Genomic DNA, 24,000 nt, shown 5'->3' with positions numbered 1-24,000 from the left:
CCAATCTCTTTTTTTATACATTTTACACTATACACAGTACATTAATACTTATTAAAAATGGCATTCGACTGGTTTAAAAGAAAAGCAAAAAACATAACCACCTCTACTGATGAAAAAAAGGACGTTCCTAAAGGCCTTTGGCATCAGACTCCATCCGGAAAAGTTGTGGAACATGATGAACTAAAGAGAAATAACTATGTTTCTCCTGAAGATGGATTTCATGTAAGAATAGGAAGTGCAGAATTTTTTGACATCCTTTTTGACGGCGGTAAATTCACCGAACTGGATGCCAATGTGGAAAGTATTGATATCTTAAATTTCAAAGATACAAAACCTTACAAAGACCGTTTAAAAGAAGTAAGAGCGAAAACAAAACTTACAGATTCTATCAGAAATGCTGTAGGAACTGTAAAGGGAACTGAAATGGTAGTTTCTTGTATGGATTTTGCTTTTATCGGTGGATCTTTAGGTTCTGTAATGGGCGAAAAGATCAGAAGAGCTATAGACTACTGTATTACACACAAACTTCCTTATATGATTATCTGTCAGTCTGGAGGGGCAAGAATGCAGGAAGCTACTTATTCTCTGATGCAGCTGGCTAAAGTGCAGGCTAAGCTTGCTCAGCTTTCAGAAGCTGGGCTTTTATATATCGCTTACCTTTGTGATCCTACTTTTGGAGGTATCACAGCCTCTTTTGCAATGACAGCTGATATCATTATGGCTGAGCCGGGAGCTCTTATCGGTTTCGCGGGACCAAGAGTAATCCGCGAAACAATTGGTAGAGACTTACCGGAAGGATTCCAGACATCGGAATTCTTACAGGAGAAAGGATTTGTAGATTTCATCGTAAAAAGAACTGAAATTCAGGATACTGTTGCCAAAACGGTTAATTTATTAGCTGTAAAAGCATAGTATCTGTAACAAAAACAATACAATCTCTCTCTAATTGGGGAGAGATTTTTTATTTATGAGGACTTTTAAGATATTTTTCAACACCATCAGGAGTATGAGCTTTAAAAAGATAATCCGTCTTTTGTCGCTTGTTCTTCCCCATCCTCTTTTTGCTATATTAAGCTTTCATGCTACTATAAAGGCCTTCACTATAGCACAGGCAAAATTCCCAAAGACAGCCTCTACCAATGGTATAGGAAACGCTTTCCGACATGCCCTTTGGTGCTGTTTTATCATCATGTATTGCTCTAAGATCTCTTCACCCAAGAAAGCCCTTGATTTCTGTAAGAGAATGACTGACATGCATGAGGAGCTGTTTCCCAACAAACCGCTGGAAACCAAAATGGACCTCCACAACAACAAATTCGGAATGGATTATTTCATGGAGCTTCTTCCGGGAATACACCGTCAGTTTTTTGAAAAAAGCTTCTTTATAGACGGATTGATCAAAAAAATGGATGATGCAAAAGTTCTGAAAAACCTGGATGATGACTTTGAAGGGTACCTAGTTTACCTGGAAGAGTAACTTTATCTTTCTAACGTTAAAAAATACACAGAGCGAAAATAAAACCTACTGTTTATTTTTCATTCACAAGGTCATACCATTCAGCAATGTGTTTAAGCATAACCCCTTCTAAGTACCAGTACCTTTTCGAATGCTGCATTATATAAACCTGAAAACCGGCAGACTTCAATTACTTCTCTCAATAAACTGTAGAATAACAAAAGACATTAGTTATTTTTGTGGTTTAAAGTATTTTTGATAAGTTTAAACAATTAATTAAATCAGATGGTGCTCAGCAGAATTTGGTCGGCTTTTATTATCATTGCCATTACCATTGCCAGTATAAAATATATTTCATCAGAGAACTACAAAACCATTTTTAACGATATGGTAGTGGGAAAAGGCGGTGATACGGTGAAGATTACATCACAACCTATAGCAGTACTTTCTCCTGTGGTGAAAGATAATCTGATGAAAAAAAACGATTTTGCAGACAGCAGAATTCATTATAAAACAGATTCTTTAAAAACAAAGGTACAGGTTTACCGTGTTCAGGAAACTGATGGGGTTATTGGAACCTCAGAAACGGCAGTAAAAATCTGCCTTGGACTTATTGGAATCATGACCTTGTTTATGGGCTTTATGAGTATTGCTGAAAAAGCAGGAGGTATTAATCTGTTAAGCCGCCTGATCCAGCCATTTTTCTCCAAATTATTTCCGGAAATCCCAAAAAACCATCCTGCATTCGGGCATATGCTGATGAATTTCAGTGCGAACCTCCTTGGTTTGGATAATGCAGCTACTCCTTTTGGCTTAAAAGCTATGGAAAGTCTCCAGACTTTAAACCCTAATAAAGATACTGCCAGCAATTCACAGATTATGTTCCTCTGCCTTCATGCCGGAGGACTGACCCTTATACCCGTTTCTATCATTGCTATCAGAGCTTCTGCAGGTTCAAAAAACCCTACCGATATATTCCTCTACTGCATGATCGCCACATTTGCCGCTACTTTAGCGGCGATGATCATTGTTTCTTTATATCAGAAAATTAATTTACTAAAGCCAGCCGTTCTTATTTACATAGGCGGAGTTTCAATAATTATCGGCCTTCTTGTATGGTATCTTACAGGACTTAGTAAAAGTGAGCTGGATATTTTCAGCCAGGTTTTAAGTAATGGGCTGATTCTTTTTATTTTCCTGGCGATCGTGCTTGGAGCTCTTTATAAAAAAATCAACGTTTTTGACGCTTTTATTGAAGGGGCAAAAGAAGGTTTCACCACCTGTGTAAAGATCATCCCTTATCTCGTGGGAATGCTTATTGCTATTTCATTATTAAGAACTTCCGGTGTTTTTGATGTGGTTATTGACGGAATGAAATGGGTTGCCAATATTGCAAACCTTGACCCTCGATTTGTTGACGGACTTCCAACAGCCTTAATCAAACCTTTATCCGGTTCAGGAGCCAGAGGAATGATGGTGGATACGATGTCTACATTTGGCCCGGACAGCTTCCAGGGTAAATTGGCAGCGGTTCTTCAGGGCAGCTCAGATACGACATTCTACGTGATTGCCGTTTACTTTGGGGCCGTTGCTGTGAAGAACACCAGATATACTGTAGTTGCTATGCTTCTGGCCGATCTAGTGGGGGTTATTACTTCAATAGCACTTGCTTATTTATTTTTTGCTTAACTAAGTCCTGGTTGAGCAAATGCTGTTAACTTTATACATTCAACTCAAAACCCTAAATCTATTATGATTACAGATAAAGAATTTACCCTAAGACTCATCCGTCAGCTGACTCAGGCATTGGAAAAACTGATTCTTGACAAACCTGAAGAAAGTTTAATGCAAAAGGAGTTAGATTTTGATACTCTGATGAGAGATATTTTCAAGATGAGCTTCACCGATATTTCTTCTAAAACCAAAGAAGAAATAATTGAAATTGTGAACGAAAGACAGGAAAGAGACCACAAAGATTATTATGAAATGCTTGGGAACCTTTTCTATTTTAAGAGCAGAGAAAGTCAGAATAAAGATTTTCAGGATAAAGCCAAGACATTTTATGAGCTTTATCTTCAGACCAGCGGAATCTTTGCCCTTCCGATTATTAACAGAATTAATGAATTGAAAAAAGCACTTGAATAAAGTGCTTTTATATTTTTAGAATGTAATCTTATAAGTTCCGGTGGATGATGTATTGGCTTTCTCAGCCTTTACATATTTCTTGACCCAGGCGACAGATGTGGATGATACACAAGGATCTGAAACTCCTCCTAACCTTCTGGCAGAAACCACATTTCCAGCTTTATCTACTGTGTAAGCAATGGTAATAGATCCACTTTCGGTGCAGCTGTGAGATGGCTGTGCACCTCCTCTGCCCATTGTCCCGGGGATATATCCTACCAGCTTCCTGTCGATTCCTACCTTGCTGTCTCCATTTCCATCACCGCCTAAAGGATCTCCTGCATTTCCTATCCCATCACCAGTTCCCTGGCTTCCGGCTTTTGTACCTCTTCCTTTTATCAGGTTACCAATAGCGGCATTTCCTTTTCCGTCACCAGTTCCTGTTTTTGAATTAGCAGTAGCAGCTCCGGATTTCTTAGTATTTTTTGAAGCATTGGTACTCGTTGCTTCCTTTTTCTCAGCTTTTTTTGATTCCTCTTTTTTAGGAACTGTATTTTTTGAACTATTTCCTGTAATGATTTTTTCCTTAGCTTCAGTTTTCTTTGGCTCAGGAGCAGGCTCCGGCTTTACTACAGTTTTAGTTTCAGGCACAGGTGTTTCCGCAGGTTCCGGAATAACTTCTTCTGTAGCTGCGGCTAAACTTCCCGGTTGCTCAGCAGGCTCTTCAACACCGTTTCCGTTTCTGTTGTCTCCAAAGTTTACAAGCATTGTTGTCACTACTTCAGAGTCTTTATCCAGCTCAGGTTTTAATTTATATAAAAAAACAAAAAGCAAAACGGAAGCCCAGATAAGAATAGTAAGCAAAGCGCTCTTTATCCTATCTTTATTCTCTTCGTTTTTATTTGCTGTATAGCTTCTCATCTTTAAAAGTAATTCTTTCCGAGATTCGGATTTGTTATTTGTCTTTAACCGTTGCGATAGCAATATTAAATTTATATTTTTCAGCGATTTCCATAACGAAGACAACATCTTTATGCAGTGTATTTTCGTCTGCTCTTATCGTGAAAGATTTATTGGTCTGATTGGCCATTTTATCGGCAATAACCTGTTCCAATTCTCCTTTGTTCACTGGGTTATCATCAACAAAAAATGAACCATCCGGTTTGATGCTTACCGTAAGAGGATTGGGAATATTATCTTCAGTAGCTCCCGCCTTTGGCAGATTTACGTCTATAGCACTCTGATTGGCTGCAGAAGATGTTATCATAAAGAAGATCAGCATCAACAGGATAACGTCTGTCATCGCTGCTAAACTGAATTCCGGATTCGCTTTATTTCTTCTCTGAATTTTCATCTGTTTATTCTAATATTTTTAATGGTCAGATGGAATCGCTCTATTGTTAATTTTCTTAAAAAATTTCTGATAGTACGATTTCATAAGAAAGATTTATAAAGGTTTGTTGATAAGATCTAAAAATTCTCCAGACATATTCTGTGCCTTCAATACAAACCGGTCAATTCTTGTTAAAAGAATATTATAACAGAAATTGGCAGGAATAGCTACCGCCAAACCTACAGCAGTTTGCCCTAAAGCAGTATAAATACCTTCAGAAAGCGTTTTTGGAGAGAAAGATCCTGTTGCATGAGATAAATTAAAGAATGCAATAATCATCCCGATTACTGTTCCCAAAAGTCCCAACATTGGAGCAATACTAGGTACTACAGCCAAAAGATTTAAGTTCTTTTCCATATTGGCCACTTCTACCTGAGCCTGAGATTCCATAGCACTTACAATATCAGAAACAGGGCGTCCCAATCTTGAAATCCCTTTTTCTAAAATTCTTCCTTCCGGAGAATTCTGTGTTTTGCAATAATCTGCTGCAGCTTCTATTTTTCCTGCTTTGATAAAATCTTCAATATTATTCATGAAATTGGAATCTGTCTTTGAAGACAGCCTCTTGATAAAGAAAAATCTTTCAAAAAACAGATATAGGGAGAATATGCCCAACAGCAATACAGTTCCCATTACTATTTTAGCGAAGGCTCCTCCGTGGAACATGATCTTCCAAAATGAAAATTCTAAATTGTCTGTGGCAACTACAGGTGTAGCAATTTGCGCAAATAAAATCTGAGAAAGTTCCGTTAACAGCATTAAATGTGAATTTTATTAAAGTTTCAACGACAAATGTAGTGGAATATTATGAATTGATATCTTAAAAATTGCTTAAAAACCACTTAAATTTTGTTATGATTTATACAAATAGCAAATTTCTTTCCAAAAAGAAATTTTGAAAAGAAATTCGATATTAAAAAAGAGGAAAGACTCTGTTAGTCTTCTTCTACGTCAATATCATCCTGCCTGAATTCACATTTTAACCTAAAAGGAATCGGTGTATCTGATCCGGTATAGAAATCATCAATACTCCCCTTCCAGATTAGCTGAAGTTCACCTTCCTCGTTTCTTTCAAAAAGAAGCTCATTGTCATAGACATAAGCGTCTTCATCATCGAAGAGGTCTACCTCGGTATAGGTATCTTCATCAGAATCATTGATTTTAATGGTTTTGCCTTCTATCTCCCCAGAATCTATGGGGAAATCAAAAATTTCTAGTGAAAGCTGCGGAAAGTTGTACTGTAATGAATCATCATCTACGTGATCCAAGCTGTCATCCGTTATAATTTCAACCTCTAAAAAATGTTGCTGGTTGCTGTAGACGGCTTTACAATAAGTATTTCTGATATTGTATTTTAGCGTTTCGTCCGGATGGTAAATTTTTAAAATCCCTTTCATTTTTCCTTAAAAAAGAACTGTAATAATATGATTGTTAAACGTTTTAGACAAAGATAAAAAATTGATTCAAAGTTAAAAGGATTTTGAAAATTATTTTTTAAAATCAATTCAGACAATGGGTATGAATCTCCCAATAATACTTACTTTTGTTTCATAAAGATTCTGAAAATGAAAAACATTTTATCAAAAAGTATCCTGGGAATAGGATTGATGATAGGCCTTGCTTCGTGCAAAAAGACGGACTCACCACTTACAAAGGTGACTCCCAGCAATCTGGATTCTATTGCTGCCAACTATTATGAGCAGTACCTTAAACTATATCCTTTAGATGCTACAGCACAAGGAGATACAAGGTATAATGACCAGCTACCTATCAATATTGATAAAGATTTTATCTCAGGAGAGGTAGCGTTTTACAATTCGGTACAAAAGCAGCTGGATCATGTAGATTACAAAACACTGTCTGACGATGATAAAGTAGTGTATGACGTGCTGGATTATACTTTAAAAGATAAAATTGAGGCTTATGCCTATCACCCCGAATATATTCCTTTCACTCAGTTTGGAGGGCTTCCGCTTACTTTTCCTTTATATGGAAGCGGAGAGGGAAATCAACCTTTTAAAACAGAGAAAGACTACAGTGACTGGCTAAAAAGAATGGAAAAGTTCCCGGAATGGATGGATGCGGCAGCAGACAATTTCCGTGAAGGGATCAATAATAAAATCGTACTCCCTAAAAAACTGGTTTTCAAAATGATTCCTCAAATGAAGGCAGAGGAAATCATTACACCAGACATGGAAAAAAATATTTTCTATGGGCCGATTAGAAATTTCCCAAAAAACTTCTCTCAGGCTCAGAAAGATAAATTTTCGGGGCTTTATAAAGATGCGATTACTAAAAAAATTATTCCTGCCTATACCAAGATGGGAGCCTTTTTAGAAAAAGACTATCTGCCGAAAGCCAGAGATACTGATGGTTACAACAGTCTTCCCAATGGGAATGAAATTTATGGCTATTATGTAAAAAGCTGGACAACTACTAAGAAATCTCCAGACGAGATCAATAAAATCGGCCTACAGCAGGTGGCTATGCTTCGTGCAGAAATGGAAAAAGTAAAACAGCAGGTAGGTTTCTCCGGAACTCTGGAAGAATTCATCACCTTCGTGAAAACTGATCCCAAAGCAATGCCTTATAAAACATCTAAGGATGTTTTGAATGGGTTCAACAGCATCTTAACCAAAATTACTCCGAAGCTGAAGACCATGTTTAATGTGACCCCAAAAACAAAGTTTGAGATCAGACAGACTGAGAAATTCAGAGAGGCAAGTGCGAGTGCGGAATATATTCCGGGAACTCCGGATGGCAAAAGAGCGGGAATTTTCTATGTTCCTCTTCCTGACCCCACCAAATTCAATGTTACCTCAGGAATGGAATCTCTTTTCCTTCATGAGGCAATCCCGGGACATCACTATCAGGTTTCTCTTCAGCAGGAAAATACAAAACTTCCGAAATTCATGAGATTCGGATGGTTTGGAGCATATGGTGAAGGATGGGCACATTATTGTGAAACACTGGGCCCTGAGTTTGGATTATATACAGATCCTTACCAGAAAATGGGATACCTGAGTGATCAGATGCTGAGAGCGGTAAGACTTGTGGTAGACACAGGGATTCATACGGGAAAAATGTCACGGGAAGAAGCCATCAAATATTTCTTAAGCAATATTTCTTATGATGAAGGATCGGCTGTTGCAGAAGTGGAAAGATATATGGCAATGCCCGGACAGGCGCTAGGATATAAAATAGGTTCTTTAAGAATCCGCGAACTTAGAGAGAAGTATCAGAAAGAGCTTGGAAATAAGTTTAATCTGGCCAGCTTCCATGATGAAGTACTAAGCCAGGGATGCCTTCCTTTGGACGTTCTGAACAGAAAGATGGAGCTTTGGGCTAAAAAACAGAAATAAAATCTTTATTAACAAGAAAATACAAAGGGTACTGAAGAACAAACAGTGCCCTTTTTCGTCTCTTTTTTTCCATTTCGAAAATTTAAATAAATTTAAATATAAAAAATCATGATCACAGAAAGCCTGAAATCCCTATACAACAGAGATCTGAATAAACTAAAAACAGAGATAGAAGCCTATCAAAATGAAGAAAACCTTTGGAAAACCGATAAAAACATTGCCAATTCTGCCGGAAACCTCTGCCTTCATTTAGTGGGAAACCTCAATCATTTCATAGGCACACATCTTGGAAATACAGGTTATGTGAGACATCGCGAACTTGAATTTTCTTTAAAGGCTGTCCCAAGAAAGGAACTTATTGAAAAGATTCGGGCAACCGCCGTGGTAATAGAGACAGCACTCAGCCAATTATCTGAAGATGATCTGAAAAAAGAATACCCTCTTGTGGTTTTTGAGGATATTATGACCACAGATTATTTTCTGATTCACCTTATTTCCCATTTAGACTATCATCTGGGACAGATCAACTATCATAGAAGGTTACTGGACTATTAATGACCTTTTTATTAGTAAAAATTCCCTCTGAAGAAGAGGGAATTGTGTTTTTATATGATTACTGATATTATTTTTCAAACATCATATTGGTGATAAAATCTTTATCTCCTTTCCCTCTTGCAGGGGAATATTCTCTTCCGTAAAAGATAATCTGAAGGTGAAGTTTGTTCCATACCTCTTCCGGGAATAATTTTTTGGCATCACGCTCTGTTTCAACCACATTTTTCCCTGAGGTAAGTTTCCAAAGTGTCATCAGACGATGAATATGGGTATCTACCGGAAAAGCAGGAAAACCAAAGCCCTGACTCATCACCACTGAAGCCGTTTTGTGTCCTACTCCCGGAAGCGCTTCCAGTTCTTCGTAGGTCTGGGGAACGATGCCCTCATGTCTTTCCAATAAAAGTTCGGCCATCCTTTTCAGGTTTTTGGCTTTGGTATTGGACAGCCCTATTTCTTTGATCAGTTCTTTGATCTCAAATTCTTCCAATTTCGCCATTCTCTGCGGAGTTCCTGCTACGGCAAAAAGATCAGGAGTCACCTGATTCACTTTTTTATCTGTTGTCTGGGCAGAAAGCGCTACGGCAACCATTAATGTATAAGGATCAGTATGATCCAGCGGAATAGGTGTTGTAGGATATAATTTCTCCAGTTCTATCTGAACGAGCTCAGCTCTTTGCTTTTTTGTCATGTAACCCTTAAATTTGAACAAAATTAAATCATTATGCTGAAAGTTGGAGACAAATTACCTGAATTTGAAGGAATAAATCAGGACGGGGAAACAGTAACCTCATCAAAGTTGATAGGTCAAAAACTAGTTGTTTTCTTTTATCCTCAGGCCAGTACACCAACATGTACTGTGGAGGCGTGCAATCTGAGCGACAATTATTCGAAGCTTAAAGAAGAAGGATTTCAGTTATTGGGAGTGAGCGGTGACTCTGTAAAGAAACAGAAAAATTTCCACAGTAAGTTTGCTTTTCCTTATGATCTTATTGCGGATGAAAACCGTGATATCATTGAAAAATTCGGAGTCTGGAAGGAGAAAAAAACGTTTGGGAAAACCTATATGGGAATTGTAAGAACAACCTTTATATTTAATGAAAATGGAGTCTGCACCAGAGTTATTGAAAAAGTAACTTCAAAAACGGCAGCAGAACAGATTCTGGAAGAATAATGTTTCTTATACTAAAGCACAAATATTTTCATCTGCGAGACCCTTCTAAGGGAGGCTTTGAAAATATTTGTACTTTTTTATGTTGATCTTTATTCTGTCTCGTAATAGTTTAGCTCTTCATCTTCACCAGGAAGAGTAACACATTTTTGAAACTTCAGTCCCAGTTTTTCGATCAGATTCTGAGATGAAAGATTGTCTTTTGAGATGATGGCCGATATTTTTGACAGTCCGAAATTATCCATACCAATGGATTTTACCTTTTTGGCGGCCTCAATTGCATATCCTTTTCCTTCAAACTCTTCCAACAGAGAATATCCGATATCTACGACATCAAGTCCTTCTCTTTCAAAGATTCCCACAGCTCCTATTTTTTCGTTCCCTTCCTTGGTTAGCAAAAGATAGTTTCCGAATCCAAGTCTTTCAATTTGCGGCGCAAATCTGCTCAGGATATAATTCTCAGCATCCTCAATGGTATTAACGTTGCGGTTGCCGATATATTGGATAAACTTAGGTCTGTTATAAAGTTCAAAAATGAAATCTCTGTCTTCACGGGACATTGGCCGAAGTATTAACCTCTCAGTCTCGTAAACGTTATCTGCGTTTGGGTGTTTTGTTAAGCTCATCTTTCTTTGGTTCTTCCTTTTTTTCGATTTTTAAAAGTCTCGGGTTGTTAGCACATTTTTTATTGTAAAGCTCAATGTAGGTTCCGTTATCTTTTACCTGAGTAACAGCTCCTGTAGCTTTATTTACTGTCAAGGTATAATGTGTTTTCTGATAAGGGCATTCTTTTGAGGTCAGTTTTCCAAGATCTAAATAATAATTAGACTTGTCTTCGTGATAATTTCCTGCAAGATCTTTAAATTCTTCATCTACGATATAGCCGTCAGCAGATAATACTATTGCGGCTTCCTGAGCATTATCAACTTTTCCCACGAACTTTTTAAGCCCCTCTACATCAAGAACATAATTTACCTTTCCTCCTTCGGAATAGGCAATATAATAAAAACTGTCCTCACTGGGAAACAAATTGAATCCCGAAAACTGAGGAGTATAGCTTAGTTTACTCGCAGTCTTTATCTCCTCTCCTTTTCCGTAGCTGTTGTATACCAGCACCCAGGAGTCCACTTTATTATCAGGATTAATCTGCTGCAAAATACCCGAAATACTTGCAAATTTCTTTTTCTCCTGAGAATATCCTAAAATTCCCAAAAGTAAAAAAGAAAAAACAGTAAAGCGTGTTGCAGTTGTAATCATAATTTTAAAATCAATAGAAAGTATACCAAATATTACATGAATTTCTCTCCTTTCTTGAAACTTTTTAAATCGAGAACATAATCTTTTATCAGCTGATCATTTTCACGGGGGCAGATAAGAAGTGCCTTATCGGTATCTACAACGATATAATTTTCAAGACCGTCAATAATCACCGCTTTATTGTTGTTTTTTAGACGTACAATATTTCCTTTTGAGTTGTAGGCCAGTAAGTGCTTTAGTTTAAAAGCATTTCCGTCTTCATCTTTTTCTGTATTTTCATAAACAGAAGTCCATGTTCCAAGGTCACTCCATCCTAAATCTGATGGAATTACATATACATTTTTAGCTTTTTCTAAAATTCCATTGTCTATAGAAATCTTTTGAACCTTCGGATAAATGGTTTCAATACAGCTGTTTTCTTTGTCTGAATTGTATTCACACGCCATAAAATGCTGCATCATCTCAGGAAGATAGTTCTCAAAAGCATGGTGAATGCTTTTTACATTCCAAATAAATATCCCTGCATTCCAAAGGAAATCTCCACTTTCTAAAAAGCTTTGAGCAATTTCAAGAATCGGTTTTTCTGTAAATGTTTTTACTTTGAAATATTCCGATCCCGTTTTTTCTACAAACTGAATATATCCGTATCCGGTGTCAGGCCTTGTAGGAGTAATCCCAAGTGTTACCAGATAATCATGTTTTGAAGCGACTTCAAATGCCAGCTCCACTTTTTCCAAAAAAACATCCTCTTTAAGGATCAGATGGTCTGCCGGTAATACAATCATGGTTGCATCCGGATTAATTTCAGCGATTTTGTTAGCCATATAAAGGTTACATGCTGCTGTGTTCTTCATAAGAGGTTCCCCCACAACATTTTCTTCAGGAATTTCCGGAAGCTGCTGATGAGAAAGTGATACATACTCCTTATTCGTAATCACGAATATATGCTCTTTAGGAATTATCTTGCTGATTCTGTCATAAGTCTGCTGAATCATGGTACGTCCTGTTCCTAAAATATCCTGAAACTGTTTTGGAAATTTCTGCGTACTCATCGGCCAGAACCGGCTCCCGATTCCACCCGCCATGATAACGCAATATCTATCTGATTTTAACATTCTTAGCTACATTTTTCTACCCTGGCCAAAGGTTTGAAAGAATACTTTCTTCCGGTAGCCAGGTTCTGACAAAGATAGTTTTTTTTAACCAGACCTTCGAATAAATACTTTTCGTTGCGATAGATAAAAAACTCACCCTTCTGAAGTTCTTCAATAAACTGGAGCCTATCGTCTTGTTTTTCAGTATGAAAATACCGTACAAGATCCGGGCTTGCCATGAAATTTGCCTTTGGTGATTTTGAAAACTTTACGATGACTGGTTTCAAATCTTCGTCATAGACTTCAAGGCTTTCAAGAAGCATATTTTTATACGTTTCTTTCCACTCACTGCCATGAGGTGAAATTCTGCGTCCATATTTTTCAAAGGCAATCAAATGCGCCAGTTCATGGGTGAGCACAAAGAAAAAAAGCTGAGGAGTTAATGTAGAATTGACTGTAATTTCATGAGAATTGTCTGGGAGCTTTCTGTAATCTCCCAGTTTAGAATTTCTATTTCGTGTAACTTTTATATGAATATAGTAATCTGAAAACCATATCCTTAAGTATTTAAGTGTATTTTGAGGTAAATATTTTTCTAGTGATTGGATAGACATTTTACAAACTTAACGGAATTCCTGCATAGAAATTCAATAGTTTAAGACTAAAAAGGTAATTATATTTCGCCTGTGCTACTGATCCCTGTGCATTTGCATAATTATTTCTTGCGACATTTACATCATAAATAGTTGTTCTTCCCGCTGCATAGCTTTTATCTGCAAACTCAAGAGCAAGTTTTGAGCTTTTTTCCGCTTCTACCGCTGCCAGATAGCTTTCATAGTTAGCATCTGCATCAAACTGGGCCTTCTGTACATTTTGTCTTACAGTCTGTTTCTGTTGTTCCCATGTATTTTTGGCAATACTTTCATTTATTCTGGATTGCTCTACCTGGAGTTTTGTTATTCCTTTATTGAAAATAGGAATATTCACAGAAACACTGGCCTGCTGTCCAAAGTTGTCTTTATACTGCTGAAAGAATCCTTTTTCCTTTACGTAGATAAACTCATTTCCTATATTATCAGTATTCAAAAGGTTGTTATAGAAAGTTCCTACTCCTACACTAGCCGTTATAGTAGGCCAAAAAGCGGTTTTCGAAACTTCGGTCTGAGCTTCTGCCGAATTGATCCTGCTTACAGCAGCTTTTATTTGAGGTTGAGATTCATAGGCTATGGCTAAAACTTCATCCACAGATTTAAGTTCAGGAGCTAACTGATCTGAAACAGCGACATCTTCCACATCAAAATTCTTATAATCAGATAATTGTAAAAGCTGAACCAAAGCAAACAAACTTCTTCCCACGTTCACCTCAGCCGTTTTTAAATTCTGCTTCTCTCTTGCTAAGGCAGCTTCCGCTTCAGCGAGAACAGTTTGAGAGGTTGTTCCTACGTTTGTTGTAATTTTTGCTCTGTCGTATTGTTTTTGTGCATTTCCCACAGCACTTTCGGAGATCTTCACAATTTCTTTATTTAGAAGTGTGGTTAGATACTGCTGTGCTATCTGTAGAGAGATATCATTTTTAATGGTTTCTACATCATAAAGACTTGCCTCTAAATCAAACTGACTTTTTCTTACCGTCTTTTCCATTCTGCCATTATTGTACACCAAAACATCAGCTCCAACACTGGCATTATTACTGAACCTGTCATTTCTTAAACTTCCTGTTCCGAACGACGTCTGTCCAAAGCTGACCGTATTTCCTAAACTCCCTGAAACAGATGGTAAATAGCCTTTTTTAGCAATTTTAAGGCTTGCATCCTGCGATTGCTTGTTATATTTATTTTGGATAACCTGAAGATTATGCTCCACTGCATAGCTTACGCATTCTTCTAAGGACCATTTCTTCTGAGCGTTTAAACCCAGATAACCCAATCCGAAAACGATAATCCAAACTTTTTTCATATGTATATGTTTATTTGTTTTTTAATGGTCCTATGAAATCGCGTCTTCTTCATCAATATTGGTATCTCCAAATGAGAGCGATTCCCTATTAAGATTTTTCAATATTAGACGAATTAAATATAAAAAAGTTACAGATTGAAAAATTATATTTTATTTTAAAAAAACTTTTGAGAATTTTGTACCATGACAAATGAACAATATCAGGAAGCTATCGATTGGCTTTTCGTGCAGATGCCCAACTATCAGGTAGATGGGCAGAAGGCTTACAAACCGGGACTTGATAATATTACCAAGCTTTGTGCTTTCTTTGGAAATCCTCAGGAAAAGATACAGTGTATCCATATCGGAGGAACCAACGGAAAGGGCTCTTCAAGCAATATGCTGGCTTCAGTTCTTCAGGAAGCAGGTTATAAAGTGGGGCTTTACAATTCACCGCATCTTATCGACTTTACAGAGCGAATCAAGGTTAATGGGAAAAACTGCAATAAAGAATTTGTCTTTGATTTTATTCAGAAACTTAAAAGTATTCCGGAAGATATCCGTCCTTCTTTTTTTGAGTTCACTACAATCATGGCGTTTGAATATTTTTATCAGCAACAGGTAGATTTTGCCATTATTGAAGTGGGACTGGGGGGAAGACTGGATTCAACCAATGTTATTCAACCCCTGATTTCAGCCATTACGAACGTTCAGCTTGATCATCAGAATATTTTGGGTGATACTATTGAAGAGATTGCCGGAGAGAAGGCGGGAATTATAAAAAGCCACATCCCTATCATCTCCGGCGATGACAATGATGTGGTCAAAAATATTCTCAGAAAGAAAGCTCTTGAAGAAAATGCACCTTTTACAGATGCCACATTCATCCAGAGTGAGCTTACTTCTGATCTGAAAGGAAACTATCAGAAGAAGAACATTAAAGTGGTACTGGCTATAGTAGAAGAATTAAAGAAGTTAGAAATAAACATTACGAACGAAGATCTTGAAAAAGGACTGCTAAACGTTCATCAGAATACAGGTTTTATAGGCCGTTGGTTTGAATTCTCAAAAGATCCGCTTATCATTTGCGATACGGGACATAATCAGGCAGGTTTGGAGCACGTTTTTTCGCAACTTAATTCAATTGACAGGCACAAGCATGTCATTTTGGGGTTTGTAAATGATAAAAAAATAGATGAAGTGATGGATTTACTTCCTGAAAATTCTGAGTTTTATTTTGCAAAACCATCTGTCAACAGGGGAAGACACCCGGAAGATTATGAAAATCTACTTCAGGAGGCGAAAATTTTTTATAAAATTTTTAATTCTGTACAAGAAGCGTATCTAGCTGCAAAAGAACGATGTACAAAAGAAGAAATGATTTTTATCGGCGGAAGCAACTTTGTTGTTGGAGATTTTTTAGAAAAAAATTTGGAGATTACTGAATAAGTTGTATATTTGCACCACTCTAAACAAGGAAACAAGTATAGGGGCTCTTAGCTCAGTTGGTTCAGAGCATCTGGTTTACACCCAGAGGGTCGGGGGTTCGAATCCCTCAGGGCCCACTAAAAAGGATACTGAAGCCTTTCAAAAAATTTCAGGGCTCTTAGCTCAGTTGGTTCAGAGCATCTGGTTTACACCCAGAGGGTCGGGGGTTCGAATCCCTCAGGGCCCACAAAATCTCTCAGGAAACTGGGAGATTTTTTTGTTATATATAAACTAAAAAATCTATGAAAAAACTTTTTATACTTTCCTTATTTATTATAACTTCTATAAAAAGTCAGACTCTTGGAACTCAGGATATGACCTTTGGAAATAGTGGATCAACAGAATTCACATTTAGCCCACCTGTCAAAGGATTTCAGGCTTATAATATGAATCTTCTCCCAAACAATGATTTTCTTGTGGGAGGCGTGTCCAATTGGGGATGTAGCTCAACAAGCAATTACACAGGAATTCTTTCTAAATTTAACCAGGAGGGAACGTTAGATACTTCTTACAACCAGAACGGTGTTTTAGACAATTCAGCTATTGTCAACAGGATGAAACCATCAAGGGACGGCAATTATTTTATACTAAATCAATATTCTACTTTATCGAAAGTTGACGTTAATGGTAATCTTATTACTTCTTGGGGGGTGAATGGCTATATTACATTACCCTATCCCTATAACATCCGTGATTGGAAAGAATCTCTTAATAACGAAATTATCATTAATGCTGTTAAAGTAAATTTTGACAACAAAGTATACTCTGCTATTTTCAAATATCATCAAAATGGTACTTCAGACGTTTCCTTTGGTACTAGTGGTAAAATTGAATTTGCCAATCAGCCCAATCTCATTATAGCTAAAACTGATATAGACAATGAGGGTAATTATCTGTTTACGGGAAAAATTAGCACTAGCTTAGTATATAATGATGCCAATATCATTGTTTTTAAAACCAATCCAAATGGAAATCCAATTTCCAATTTTGGAACAAACGGGCTTTTAACAATAACTAATTATGTATCTAATACTACCAATGATACTTTTACCTTTGTCACTCCTGACAACGGCATTATCATTATCACCGATAGACTTTTAATGTTTAAAGTTTTATCTAACGCAACTCTAGATCCTTCCTTCAGTAATGGCTATAAGTTTCCTCAAAATGTTGCCGGTATTACCGATGTTCATTTTGTCAATAATAATTTTTATGTTTTTGCGGATAGAAATGCAACCACGTTTCTTCTGGGAAAGATAAATATCAATGGAAATATTGATACAACTTATAATGGAAATGGCTATATATTAATCAATAAACTAGCTGGTCCTCATGGTTCAACAAAGACGCTTATTCAAGGGAATCGATTAATTATTGCTGAAAATATGGAAAACTATTACTGTTCCCAACTCAACTGGAAACTTATAATGAGAAGATTCTATATTGGTGAAGTTCTTTCAACAATAGAAAATAAATACCCTGATTATACAATAATTTATCCCAACCCTGCAGAAGACAAAGTTTTTGTGAAAGGCCTTACTAATATAGAGCTTTTATCCATTGATGGTAGGAAAATTGAAATAAAAACTCAATTTAAAGACAAAGAACAAATTCTTGATATTAGCCAACTAAATAAAGGAATTTATTTTATTAAAGGCAAAAGGCATGATGACAAAGTAGTTTCTAAAAAAATAATAAAGAAATAATTTTATTGGCCGTCAATAAAAACTCGGAATTGATTTACAATCAATTCCGAGTTTTTTTTCTAAAAGCAACTTCAAAGTACAAAAATCAATACCTTTTATTTCATTTTCCGAATGAGAAGTCCCAGCTTATAAAGATCAAGGTAACGAAGGCTGCAATTTCCTTTTAAAAGCTGTTTTTTAAGATAAGTATCTTTTGTCCCAAAAATAAGGCCAAGAAAAGGCTTAAATGGAGTGGAATCAATCTGGTGATACAACTTCACCAGCTTAACTTCAGAAAGCCTTGAACGGAGGTCTTTGTCTTTAAGCATTTCAGCCAGACTTTCTACAGACTCTTCTACTTTTCCAAGATAGACTCTGTTTTCTTCTAAATCATTATTGAGAATAGGATCATCAATATGGTCAATCTTTATCTTTTCAGATTTTAAATCCATTGCAAACAGAAGGTCTTCATATCCATATTTCTGAAATTGGGGATTAAAGGCAATTTTTTCAAGCACAGCTTTTTGAATCACAAAATTATTAGTCTGGAAGCTCAAATAAGGTTTCTCCAGACGCAATGCCAGTGAAAGGTTTTCTCTTTCAACAGCAAATTTCCATCTTAGCAAATGATTTTGATCCGGAAAAGAATCCAGAACCTTCCTACCTCCATAAATAACCTGAGTACCTGGGTTATCCTGTATAAACTGAATGTATTTTTTTAAGAAATTCTCATTGACAATCTTTCCGTCACAATCCAGAAACAGAAGATATTCTCCTGTAGAATATTTAAGAAAAAGATTACGGATTTGAGATCTTCCTATGTTTTTTTCAAGAAATATAAATTTTTGTACACTATCGTGAACTTCTCTGTTCAATTCTTTGAAACTGTTTTTCGAAGCATCATCAATCAGAATGATCTCAGCATCTACCCCACTCTCTTCAACTTCATTTTTCAAAGTAAAAACAAGCTCACGAACATCAAAATTATAAACAGGAATACAGATTGATATCTTCATGTCATCTGATTTTATCAATGACTTTTTGGATCCTAAACTCCTCAAGACATGCCCAATCTCCTCTGTAGCACTCTTTATCTCCGAACACAGAACACGGCCTGCAGGTAAGATCTTTTACCTGAACCACATCTTCCTCACTTTGCCCGAATCCTAAAAATCCGGCATAAGGATGCGTTGCCCCCCAGATAGAGATGCATCTTGTTCCCATAAGACTTGCAAGGTGCATATTGGCGGAATCCATAGAAATCATTATTTCCAGTTCTGCAATTTTGTTGAGTTCTTCTTCAAGAGTTAATTTTCCGGAAAGACTTTTTGTATTAGGAATCTGCTGTTCCCATTTTTCAAGAGTTTCAGTTTCTTTTTTCCCCCCTCCGAAGAAATATATAGTATGTTTTTCTGATAAAATTTTAGCCAGCTCAAATGACTTCTCTAAAGGCAGCATTTTTCCTTTATGCTGAGCAAAAGGAGCAAAACCAATGCCCGATTTATGATTGGAAAGTGGTCTGAGTTTTTGGGAAAGCTCCACCCTGAATCCCATTTTTCTAAAAACATCAGCATAGCGTTCTACTGTTTTCTTCAGCTGTACTTTATCCAGATTCCATACGTCTGTAAGATGCTCCTTCTCTTCTTTCCCTTTATCTATTTTGAAAACCTTAAGTCCTTTTCTTCTGTAGATTTTATCCAGAACCTTTGTTCTGATTACATCATGAAGATTGGCAATACAATCGGGGTTAAATTCCCGGATCAGCTCATTACTTAACCTTCTCAATCCAAAGAATCCTTTATAGTTATCTACATCGATTCCTTTGAATATTACATTGGGAATTCCCGCAAAAAGAGCTTCAAAGTTTTTTCTTGAAACCATAACAATTTCCACATCGGGATTCTGTTCCAGAAATTCTCTGAAAACAGGCACTGTCATTGCAACATCTCCGAATGCCGAGAAACGATATGCTAAAATTCTGGTCACGGTTATGATTTCAGTTGGTAGGCTACTGCGTAAAATTTGATTTGTTTTGTCATTGCCATCAATCCATTGGCTCTGGATGGTGAGAGAAATTCTTGTAATCCTATTTCTGCTATAAACTCGAAATCGGAATCCAGAATCTCCTGAGTGGAGTGTCCACTATAAATACTCACTAAAAGAGAAACGATACCTTTTGGCAAAATCCCATCTGAATCTGCATTAAAGAAAAGTTTCCCTTCTTTAAATTCAGCATCAATCCAAACCTTACTCTGGCAGCCTTTAATAAGGTTTTCATCTGTCTTCCTTTCTTCCGGCAAGCCCTTCAGTTCTTTTCCAAGATCAATGATGTACTCATACTTTTGCTCCCAATCTTCAAGAAACGCAAATTCGTCGATTATTTCCTGCTGTTTTTCCTTAATGGTCATTTTAATCAAATTTCTTTATGCAAAGATAACCAATTTTGTAAAAATTATTTGCAGGATGCTTTTTCAAAAAGTTGCAGGATATTCCTTTCCTCATTTTCCCAGCAGAAGACTTCTGCAGCCTTATTAAGTTCGTTTTGGTAAAACAATCTTCCGTTGTTTAGAACTTTACTGATCGCGTTTTCAATGGTACCAGGCTGATGGTCTGTAATCATTTCGCCTACATTAAACTGATTTTTTATGCGCTGCATCTCAGGGAAGTCAATCATCACAAGAGGCACCCTGGACTGGATATAGTCGCAGACTTTATTAGGAAGAGAATAATAATAGCTCACGCCGTTATTTTCTTCAAGACTGAATCCTGCATCGACAGTTTTTGTAATTTCCCGAAGGTTTTCCGGTTTTAGCTTGCCGAGAAAAAACACTTTATCCTGAAGGTTTTCCTGTGCTACAAGGTCTTCATATTCTTTTTTCTTTGGTCCATCCCCTGCTATTTTCAGAACAGCACCTTTAATATGGTGCATTGCAACAATCATTTTTTCAATTCCTCTAGACTGGTTGATCGCTCCCTGATATAGGATTATCTTAGGGCTATTATCCGGAATCTCGGGTACAGAAAGAATCTTCCTCGGAATATTTCGTACCACAACAGGGTTTACATTGTATTTCTCATGAAACCATTCTGCATAGCTTTGGCTTTCTGTCATCATGAATTCCAATTTAGGAATCAGATTTCTTTCAAGCATCCTCCAGAATTTCTGTGACATCCTGTTTTGTATAGCAGGCATTTCCGTAAAAATTTCATGGCTGTCAAAGACTAATGGGATATTAAGTTTTTTTGCAATGAGATAATTTGGCAGAAGTGCATCTATATCATTAGCAAGAAGTATGGTGTCTTTGTCAGCTTTTTTCTTCAGTTCTTTATAAAGCTTCCAGTTGAATTCAAAATAAGCAGTCTTTAGACTTTTAGACTTTACCTCTATTCTCGAAAAAGAATATGGGCGTTCCATTTTTTCATTTCCACCCCAGTCATTTCCTATAAGGTCTATGGAATATCCGTTATCAAAAAGGGTTTTGCATACTTTTTCTATTCTTTGATCAGTATACAGATTGCTAAAAGCAGAAACTATTATTTTTTTCTTCATGAATCTTTCTTGTCTATTATTAGATAGTATATCTGAATGAAACTAATCAGCCCATTGGGAATAATAACCGGCCAAAGCATTCCATTAAAGATACCGTAAATAACAAAACAAATACAGCCAATCATATTGACAACTCTGATTTTTCTTACATCTTTCAATATGAAACTCAATACGATAAAAACCGAAGCTGAGTAACCGATATAAGTGGTAATTTCAGGATTCATGAGAAAATTTTAAGAATAACAAACTTAATCATTTTCAATAAGATAATAAAATTTTTTCTGCCATAAAGTCATTAATTGATTTTTGGTAAAATATTTGTAATTTAGATAATGAATAAAAGGTAATGTTGCCTTTGTTCTAATGAGATATATTATGGATTATAAGTTTTCACAAGGTTTGAGCCAAGTGTTCAAACAAAGCAAAAGCGAAGCTAAGAGGCTGAAAAGTGAATTTCTTAATACAGAACATCTACTTTTAGGTATTATAAAAACGGAAAACTCTGCAAAAGAAATCCTTCAAAACCTTAATGCGGATTTAACACAAATCAGAAGAAAAATTGAAACTTTAAATACAGCAAGTCTTAATCCCATTTCTGAGGAGGTTACCAATATTTCTTTCACCAAGATGGCTGATCATGCCATTAAACGTGCGGAGTTAGAATGTCGTCAATATAAAAGCAATGAAATTAATACCGTTCACCTGCTTTTAGGCATTCTTTATAAATATGAGGACCCTACTTCAAATATTCTGGGAGCTTACGATATCGACTATGAAGGAGTTTCAAGAGAATACCAGACCATGCTCAAAAACTCCGGGCAGTCACCACAAATGAGTGCTTACGATGATGATGATGAGAGAGAGGAATTTGAGCAAATGAGAAAGCCTACCGGAAACTTAGGTTCTGCGAAAAGTAAAACACCTACTTTGGATAACTTTGGTAGAGACCTTACTTCTTTGGCTAGAGATGGAAAACTGGATCCTGTGATCGGACGTGAAAAAGAAATCGAGAGAGTTTCTCAGATCTTATCACGTAGAAAGAAAAACAATCCGCTTCTTATCGGGGAGCCCGGAGTTGGTAAATCTGCGATCGCTGAAGGGCTTGCATTAAGAATTCAACAGAAAAAGGTTTCAAGAGTTCTTTACGGAAAACGAGTGATCACACTGGATCTTGCCAGTTTAGTAGCAGGAACCAAATACCGTGGTCAGTTCGAAGAAAGAATGAAGGCCATTATGACTGAACTGGAGAAAAACAGAGATGTCATCTTATTTATAGATGAGCTTCACACTATTGTAGGAGCAGGAAGTTCTACGGGAAGTTTAGATGCTTCCAATATGTTCAAACCTGCTTTAGCAAGAGGAGAAATTCAATGCATCGGAGCTACCACTCTGGATGAATACCGTCAGTATATTGAAAAGGATGGCGCTCTGGAAAGAAGATTCCAGAAAGTAATGGTGGAACCTACTTCTATAGATGAAACCATTCAAATCCTTAATCAGATCAAGGATAAGTATGAAGAACATCACAATGTGGTTTATACTCCTGAGGCGATCTTAGCGTGTGTCAATTTGACATCGAGATATATTACTGACCGTTTTTTACCAGACAAAGCAATTGATGCGATGGATGAAGCGGGTTCAAGAGTTTATATTAAAAACATGAAGGTTCCTACTGAGATCATTGATTTTGAAAAGAAAATCGAAGAGATCAAAGAACTGAAACAAAAAGCTGTAAAAGCCCAGGATTATCTTGAAGCAAGAAAGCTTAAAGATGAAGAGGAGCGTCTTCAGATGGAGCTGAACTCTGCTCAGGACAAATGGGATAAGGATGCAAAAGAGAAAAAAGAAACCGTAACTGAAGAAAATGTAGCGGAAGTGGTTTCTATGATGAGTGGTGTTCCTGTAACCAAAGTTGGCAAAAATGAGCTTGATAAACTAGCTCAGATGGATGAGAAACTGAACGGGAAAGTGATCGGACAGGCTGATGCTGTGAAGAAAGTTGTTAAGGCAATTCAAAGAAACAGAGCTGGTCTAAAAGATCCTAACCGCCCTATCGGTACATTTATCTTCCTTGGAACAACTGGTGTTGGTAAGACTGAGCTGGCCAAAGTAATGGCAAGAGAACTGTTTGAATCTGATGAATCTCTGATCCGTATTGACATGAGTGAATACATGGAAAAATTTGCGGTTTCAAGATTAGTAGGTGCGCCTCCGGGATATGTAGGATATGAAGAAGGTGGTCAGCTTACCGAGGCTGTAAGAAGAAAACCTTATGCTGTGGTTCTTTTAGATGAGATTGAAAAAGCTCACCCGGATGTATTCAATATTCTGTTACAGATTCTTGATGAAGGCCACGTTACTGACAGTTTAGGAAGAAAGATTGATTTTAGAAATACAATTATCATTCTTACATCCAATATCGGAACAAGAGATCTTAAAGATTTCGGAGACGGTGTAGGATTTGGAACTTCAGCTAAAAAGACAACTTCAGATTCAAGAGCGAGAAGCACGATTGAAAATGCACTTAAAAAAGCATTTGCTCCGGAATTCTTAAACAGAATTGATGATATTGTGATCTTTAACTCTCTTGTACAGGATGATATCAAGAAAATTATTGATATTGAACTGAACAAACTTTATGGCAGACTTGAAAAATTAGGATATAAAGTTGAACTGACTGAAGAGGCAAAAGACTTTATTTCTGAAAAAGGATGGGATAAAGATTTTGGAGCAAGACCATTGAAACGAGCTATCCAGAAATACATTGAGGACTTATTGGCAGAAATGCTTGTAAATAAGCAACTGAATGAAGGAGAAACTGTAGTTCTCGAGGTGAATGAGGCAAAAGACGGATTAGTCGGAAAATCTCAAAAAACGAAAAAAACGACCGAAAAGTCCCAATCGTAGTACAAGAAATAATTTAATAATAACAG

The 24,000-nt window shown here is 36.7% G+C and carries 25 protein-coding genes and 2 tRNA genes; 12 read left to right on the top strand and 15 right to left on the bottom strand.

Going from position 1 to position 24,000, the window contains the following annotated elements; translation table 11 throughout:
- Window positions 1-57: 57 nt before the first annotated feature.
- The 4 genes from accD (at window position 58) to AC27VX_RS01035 (ending at window position 3,601) form a co-directional block, all read left to right on the top strand.
- A complete protein-coding gene (gene accD, locus AC27VX_RS01050) occupies window positions 58-912 on the top strand; it encodes an acetyl-CoA carboxylase, carboxyltransferase subunit beta (protein WP_236856752.1) in 855 nt (284 codons plus the stop codon).
- Between the two features lie 55 nt (window positions 913-967).
- Window positions 968-1,477 carry a DUF6973 domain-containing protein gene (locus AC27VX_RS01045; RefSeq protein WP_236856751.1) on the top strand — a complete coding sequence of 170 codons (510 nt, stop codon included), beginning with the start codon at window positions 968-970 and terminating at the stop codon, window positions 1,475-1,477.
- Window positions 1,478-1,741: 264 nt separating this feature from the next.
- Window positions 1,742-3,145: a nucleoside recognition domain-containing protein gene (locus AC27VX_RS01040; RefSeq protein ID WP_488693420.1), complete on the top strand. Its 1,404-nt coding sequence runs from the start codon at window positions 1,742-1,744 to the stop codon at window positions 3,143-3,145.
- 63 nt (window positions 3,146-3,208) lie between these two features.
- Complete coding sequence (locus tag AC27VX_RS01035) at window positions 3,209-3,601, top strand: hypothetical protein (protein ID WP_300688524.1); 393 nt, start codon at window positions 3,209-3,211, stop codon at window positions 3,599-3,601.
- A 15-nt stretch (window positions 3,602-3,616) separates the two neighbouring features.
- Here AC27VX_RS01035 and AC27VX_RS01030 read toward each other — a convergent pair whose 3' ends face one another.
- The 4 genes from AC27VX_RS01030 to AC27VX_RS01015 all read right to left on the bottom strand — a co-directional run bounded on the left by AC27VX_RS01030 (window position 3,617) and on the right by AC27VX_RS01015 (window position 6,370).
- Window positions 3,617-4,501 carry a ferric siderophore ABC transporter substrate-binding protein gene (locus tag AC27VX_RS01030; RefSeq protein ID WP_300688526.1) on the bottom strand — a complete coding sequence of 295 codons (885 nt, stop codon included), beginning with the start codon at window positions 4,499-4,501 and terminating at the stop codon, window positions 3,617-3,619.
- A gap of 34 nt (window positions 4,502-4,535) precedes the next feature.
- Complete coding sequence (locus AC27VX_RS01025; protein ID WP_236856747.1) at window positions 4,536-4,934, bottom strand: ExbD/TolR family protein; 399 nt, start codon at window positions 4,932-4,934, stop codon at window positions 4,536-4,538.
- Window positions 4,935-5,027: 93 nt separating this feature from the next.
- Window positions 5,028-5,732 carry a MotA/TolQ/ExbB proton channel family protein gene (locus tag AC27VX_RS01020; protein WP_236856746.1) on the bottom strand — a complete coding sequence of 235 codons (705 nt, stop codon included), beginning with the start codon at window positions 5,730-5,732 and terminating at the stop codon, window positions 5,028-5,030.
- Window positions 5,733-5,908: 176 nt separating this feature from the next.
- On the bottom strand, window positions 5,909-6,370 hold the full coding sequence (locus AC27VX_RS01015; protein WP_236856745.1) for a hypothetical protein: 462 nt from the start codon (window positions 6,368-6,370) through the stop codon (window positions 5,909-5,911).
- A gap of 168 nt (window positions 6,371-6,538) precedes the next feature.
- Here AC27VX_RS01015 and AC27VX_RS01010 point away from each other — a divergent pair, with 168 nt between their 5' ends.
- Complete coding sequence (locus tag AC27VX_RS01010; protein WP_236856744.1) at window positions 6,539-8,335, top strand: DUF885 domain-containing protein; 1,797 nt, start codon at window positions 6,539-6,541, stop codon at window positions 8,333-8,335.
- A gap of 108 nt (window positions 8,336-8,443) precedes the next feature.
- Window positions 8,444-8,890: a DinB family protein gene (locus tag AC27VX_RS01005; protein WP_488693416.1), complete on the top strand. Its 447-nt coding sequence runs from the start codon at window positions 8,444-8,446 to the stop codon at window positions 8,888-8,890.
- A gap of 67 nt (window positions 8,891-8,957) precedes the next feature.
- Here AC27VX_RS01005 and AC27VX_RS01000 read toward each other — a convergent pair whose 3' ends face one another.
- Window positions 8,958-9,578 carry an endonuclease III domain-containing protein gene (locus AC27VX_RS01000; RefSeq protein WP_236856742.1) on the bottom strand — a complete coding sequence of 207 codons (621 nt, stop codon included), beginning with the start codon at window positions 9,576-9,578 and terminating at the stop codon, window positions 8,958-8,960.
- A gap of 33 nt (window positions 9,579-9,611) precedes the next feature.
- On the opposite strand from AC27VX_RS01000, the gene bcp reads away from it, so the two are divergent.
- The gene (gene bcp / locus AC27VX_RS00995) at window positions 9,612-10,061 is read left to right on the top strand and encodes a thioredoxin-dependent thiol peroxidase (RefSeq protein ID WP_236856741.1); all 450 of its coding nucleotides are present in this window, start codon (window positions 9,612-9,614) and stop codon (window positions 10,059-10,061) included.
- Window positions 10,062-10,150: 89 nt separating this feature from the next.
- On the opposite strand, the gene AC27VX_RS00990 is transcribed toward bcp, so the two are convergent.
- From AC27VX_RS00990 to AC27VX_RS00970, 5 genes are read right to left on the bottom strand one after another with little or no spacing between them, the layout of a single operon-like run.
- Window positions 10,151-10,684, bottom strand: coding sequence for a GNAT family N-acetyltransferase (locus AC27VX_RS00990; protein ID WP_300688541.1), 534 nt, complete (start codon window positions 10,682-10,684; stop codon window positions 10,151-10,153).
- Window positions 10,653-11,315, bottom strand: a complete 663-nt coding sequence (locus tag AC27VX_RS00985; protein WP_236856739.1) for a hypothetical protein — start codon at window positions 11,313-11,315, stop codon at window positions 10,653-10,655. The genes AC27VX_RS00990 and AC27VX_RS00985 overlap by 32 nt, the downstream gene beginning before the upstream one ends.
- A 32-nt stretch (window positions 11,316-11,347) precedes the next feature.
- Window positions 11,348-12,430 carry a mannose-1-phosphate guanylyltransferase gene (locus AC27VX_RS00980; protein WP_236856738.1) on the bottom strand — a complete coding sequence of 361 codons (1,083 nt, stop codon included), beginning with the start codon at window positions 12,428-12,430 and terminating at the stop codon, window positions 11,348-11,350.
- Window positions 12,431-12,432: 2 nt separating this feature from the next.
- Window positions 12,433-13,023 (bottom strand): SprT-like domain-containing protein, encoded by a 591-nt coding sequence (locus AC27VX_RS00975; RefSeq protein ID WP_236856737.1) that lies wholly within the window; start codon window positions 13,021-13,023, stop codon window positions 12,433-12,435.
- A gap of 1 nt (window position 13,024) precedes the next feature.
- Entirely contained in the window at window positions 13,025-14,365 is a 1,341-nt protein-coding gene (locus AC27VX_RS00970; RefSeq protein ID WP_300688546.1) for a TolC family protein, read from the bottom strand.
- A gap of 183 nt (window positions 14,366-14,548) precedes the next feature.
- Here AC27VX_RS00970 and AC27VX_RS00965 point away from each other — a divergent pair, with 183 nt between their 5' ends.
- From AC27VX_RS00965 to AC27VX_RS00950, 4 genes are all read left to right on the top strand, one after another.
- Window positions 14,549-15,793 (top strand): bifunctional folylpolyglutamate synthase/dihydrofolate synthase, encoded by a 1,245-nt coding sequence (locus AC27VX_RS00965; RefSeq protein ID WP_488693411.1) that lies wholly within the window; start codon window positions 14,549-14,551, stop codon window positions 15,791-15,793.
- Window positions 15,794-15,834: 41 nt separating this feature from the next.
- A tRNA-Val gene (locus AC27VX_RS00960) sits at window positions 15,835-15,909 on the top strand.
- Between the two features lie 35 nt (window positions 15,910-15,944).
- Window positions 15,945-16,019, top strand: a tRNA-Val gene (locus AC27VX_RS00955).
- A 55-nt stretch (window positions 16,020-16,074) separates the two neighbouring features.
- The gene (locus tag AC27VX_RS00950; RefSeq protein WP_300688548.1) at window positions 16,075-17,538 is read left to right on the top strand and encodes a T9SS type A sorting domain-containing protein; all 1,464 of its coding nucleotides are present in this window, start codon (window positions 16,075-16,077) and stop codon (window positions 17,536-17,538) included.
- 95 nt (window positions 17,539-17,633) lie between these two features.
- Here the strand turns inward: AC27VX_RS00950 and AC27VX_RS00945 are convergent, their stop codons facing one another.
- From AC27VX_RS00945 to AC27VX_RS00925, 5 genes are read right to left on the bottom strand one after another with little or no spacing between them, the layout of a single operon-like run.
- The gene (locus AC27VX_RS00945; protein WP_488693409.1) at window positions 17,634-18,533 is read right to left on the bottom strand and encodes a glycosyltransferase family 2 protein; all 900 of its coding nucleotides are present in this window, start codon (window positions 18,531-18,533) and stop codon (window positions 17,634-17,636) included.
- Between the two features lies 1 nt (window position 18,534).
- Window positions 18,535-19,503, bottom strand: coding sequence for a glycosyltransferase family 9 protein (locus AC27VX_RS00940; protein ID WP_488693407.1), 969 nt, complete (start codon window positions 19,501-19,503; stop codon window positions 18,535-18,537).
- A 2-nt stretch (window positions 19,504-19,505) separates the two neighbouring features.
- The gene (locus AC27VX_RS00935; RefSeq protein WP_236856731.1) at window positions 19,506-19,925 is read right to left on the bottom strand and encodes a SufE family protein; all 420 of its coding nucleotides are present in this window, start codon (window positions 19,923-19,925) and stop codon (window positions 19,506-19,508) included.
- Between the two features lie 44 nt (window positions 19,926-19,969).
- The gene (locus AC27VX_RS00930) at window positions 19,970-21,067 is read right to left on the bottom strand and encodes a glycosyltransferase (protein ID WP_488693405.1); all 1,098 of its coding nucleotides are present in this window, start codon (window positions 21,065-21,067) and stop codon (window positions 19,970-19,972) included.
- Window positions 21,064-21,291, bottom strand: a complete 228-nt coding sequence (locus tag AC27VX_RS00925; RefSeq protein WP_236856729.1) for a uroporphyrinogen decarboxylase — start codon at window positions 21,289-21,291, stop codon at window positions 21,064-21,066. The genes AC27VX_RS00930 and AC27VX_RS00925 overlap by 4 nt, the downstream gene beginning before the upstream one ends.
- Before the next feature lie 151 nt (window positions 21,292-21,442).
- Between AC27VX_RS00925 and AC27VX_RS00920 the strand changes: the two genes are divergently transcribed.
- Window positions 21,443-23,974, top strand: coding sequence for an ATP-dependent Clp protease ATP-binding subunit (locus AC27VX_RS00920; RefSeq protein WP_236856728.1), 2,532 nt, complete (start codon window positions 21,443-21,445; stop codon window positions 23,972-23,974).
- Window positions 23,975-24,000: the final 26 nt, after the last annotated feature.

Source organism: Chryseobacterium sp. 14P4.3.2, from assembly GCF_057799275.1.
This window is presented reverse-complemented; position numbering and strand designations above follow the sequence as displayed.

What these genes read in the sequence shown, in the direction of transcription:
- AC27VX_RS01035 (WP_300688524.1), top strand. Translation starts at nt 3,209, where the DNA reads ATGATTACAGATAAAGAATTTACCCTAAGACTCATCCGTCAGCTGACT.
- AC27VX_RS00925 (WP_236856729.1), bottom strand. Translation starts at nt 21,291, where the DNA reads ATGAATCCTGAAATTACCACTTATATCGGTTACTCAGCTTCGGTTTTT.
- accD (WP_236856752.1), top strand. Translation starts at nt 58, where the DNA reads ATGGCATTCGACTGGTTTAAAAGAAAAGCAAAAAACATAACCACCTCT.
- AC27VX_RS00930 (WP_488693405.1), bottom strand. Translation starts at nt 21,067, where the DNA reads ATGAAGAAAAAAATAATAGTTTCTGCTTTTAGCAATCTGTATACTGAT.
- AC27VX_RS01045 (WP_236856751.1), top strand. Translation starts at nt 968, where the DNA reads ATGAGGACTTTTAAGATATTTTTCAACACCATCAGGAGTATGAGCTTT.
- AC27VX_RS00920 (WP_236856728.1), top strand. Translation starts at nt 21,443, where the DNA reads ATGGATTATAAGTTTTCACAAGGTTTGAGCCAAGTGTTCAAACAAAGC.
- AC27VX_RS00935 (WP_236856731.1), bottom strand. Translation starts at nt 19,925, where the DNA reads ATGACCATTAAGGAAAAACAGCAGGAAATAATCGACGAATTTGCGTTT.
- AC27VX_RS01030 (WP_300688526.1), bottom strand. Translation starts at nt 4,501, where the DNA reads ATGAGAAGCTATACAGCAAATAAAAACGAAGAGAATAAAGATAGGATA.
- AC27VX_RS00985 (WP_236856739.1), bottom strand. Translation starts at nt 11,315, where the DNA reads ATGATTACAACTGCAACACGCTTTACTGTTTTTTCTTTTTTACTTTTG.
- AC27VX_RS00965 (WP_488693411.1), top strand. Translation starts at nt 14,549, where the DNA reads ATGACAAATGAACAATATCAGGAAGCTATCGATTGGCTTTTCGTGCAG.
- AC27VX_RS00990 (WP_300688541.1), bottom strand. Translation starts at nt 10,684, where the DNA reads ATGAGCTTAACAAAACACCCAAACGCAGATAACGTTTACGAGACTGAG.
- AC27VX_RS01020 (WP_236856746.1), bottom strand. Translation starts at nt 5,732, where the DNA reads ATGCTGTTAACGGAACTTTCTCAGATTTTATTTGCGCAAATTGCTACA.
- AC27VX_RS00975 (WP_236856737.1), bottom strand. Translation starts at nt 13,023, where the DNA reads ATGTCTATCCAATCACTAGAAAAATATTTACCTCAAAATACACTTAAA.
- AC27VX_RS00980 (WP_236856738.1), bottom strand. Translation starts at nt 12,430, where the DNA reads ATGTTAAAATCAGATAGATATTGCGTTATCATGGCGGGTGGAATCGGG.
- AC27VX_RS01025 (WP_236856747.1), bottom strand. Translation starts at nt 4,934, where the DNA reads ATGAAAATTCAGAGAAGAAATAAAGCGAATCCGGAATTCAGTTTAGCA.
- AC27VX_RS01005 (WP_488693416.1), top strand. Translation starts at nt 8,444, where the DNA reads ATGATCACAGAAAGCCTGAAATCCCTATACAACAGAGATCTGAATAAA.
- AC27VX_RS01000 (WP_236856742.1), bottom strand. Translation starts at nt 9,578, where the DNA reads ATGACAAAAAAGCAAAGAGCTGAGCTCGTTCAGATAGAACTGGAGAAA.
- bcp (WP_236856741.1), top strand. Translation starts at nt 9,612, where the DNA reads ATGCTGAAAGTTGGAGACAAATTACCTGAATTTGAAGGAATAAATCAG.
- AC27VX_RS01015 (WP_236856745.1), bottom strand. Translation starts at nt 6,370, where the DNA reads ATGAAAGGGATTTTAAAAATTTACCATCCGGACGAAACGCTAAAATAC.
- AC27VX_RS00945 (WP_488693409.1), bottom strand. Translation starts at nt 18,533, where the DNA reads ATGAAGATATCAATCTGTATTCCTGTTTATAATTTTGATGTTCGTGAG.
- AC27VX_RS01040 (WP_488693420.1), top strand. Translation starts at nt 1,742, where the DNA reads ATGGTGCTCAGCAGAATTTGGTCGGCTTTTATTATCATTGCCATTACC.
- AC27VX_RS01010 (WP_236856744.1), top strand. Translation starts at nt 6,539, where the DNA reads ATGAAAAACATTTTATCAAAAAGTATCCTGGGAATAGGATTGATGATA.
- AC27VX_RS00950 (WP_300688548.1), top strand. Translation starts at nt 16,075, where the DNA reads ATGAAAAAACTTTTTATACTTTCCTTATTTATTATAACTTCTATAAAA.
- AC27VX_RS00970 (WP_300688546.1), bottom strand. Translation starts at nt 14,365, where the DNA reads ATGAAAAAAGTTTGGATTATCGTTTTCGGATTGGGTTATCTGGGTTTA.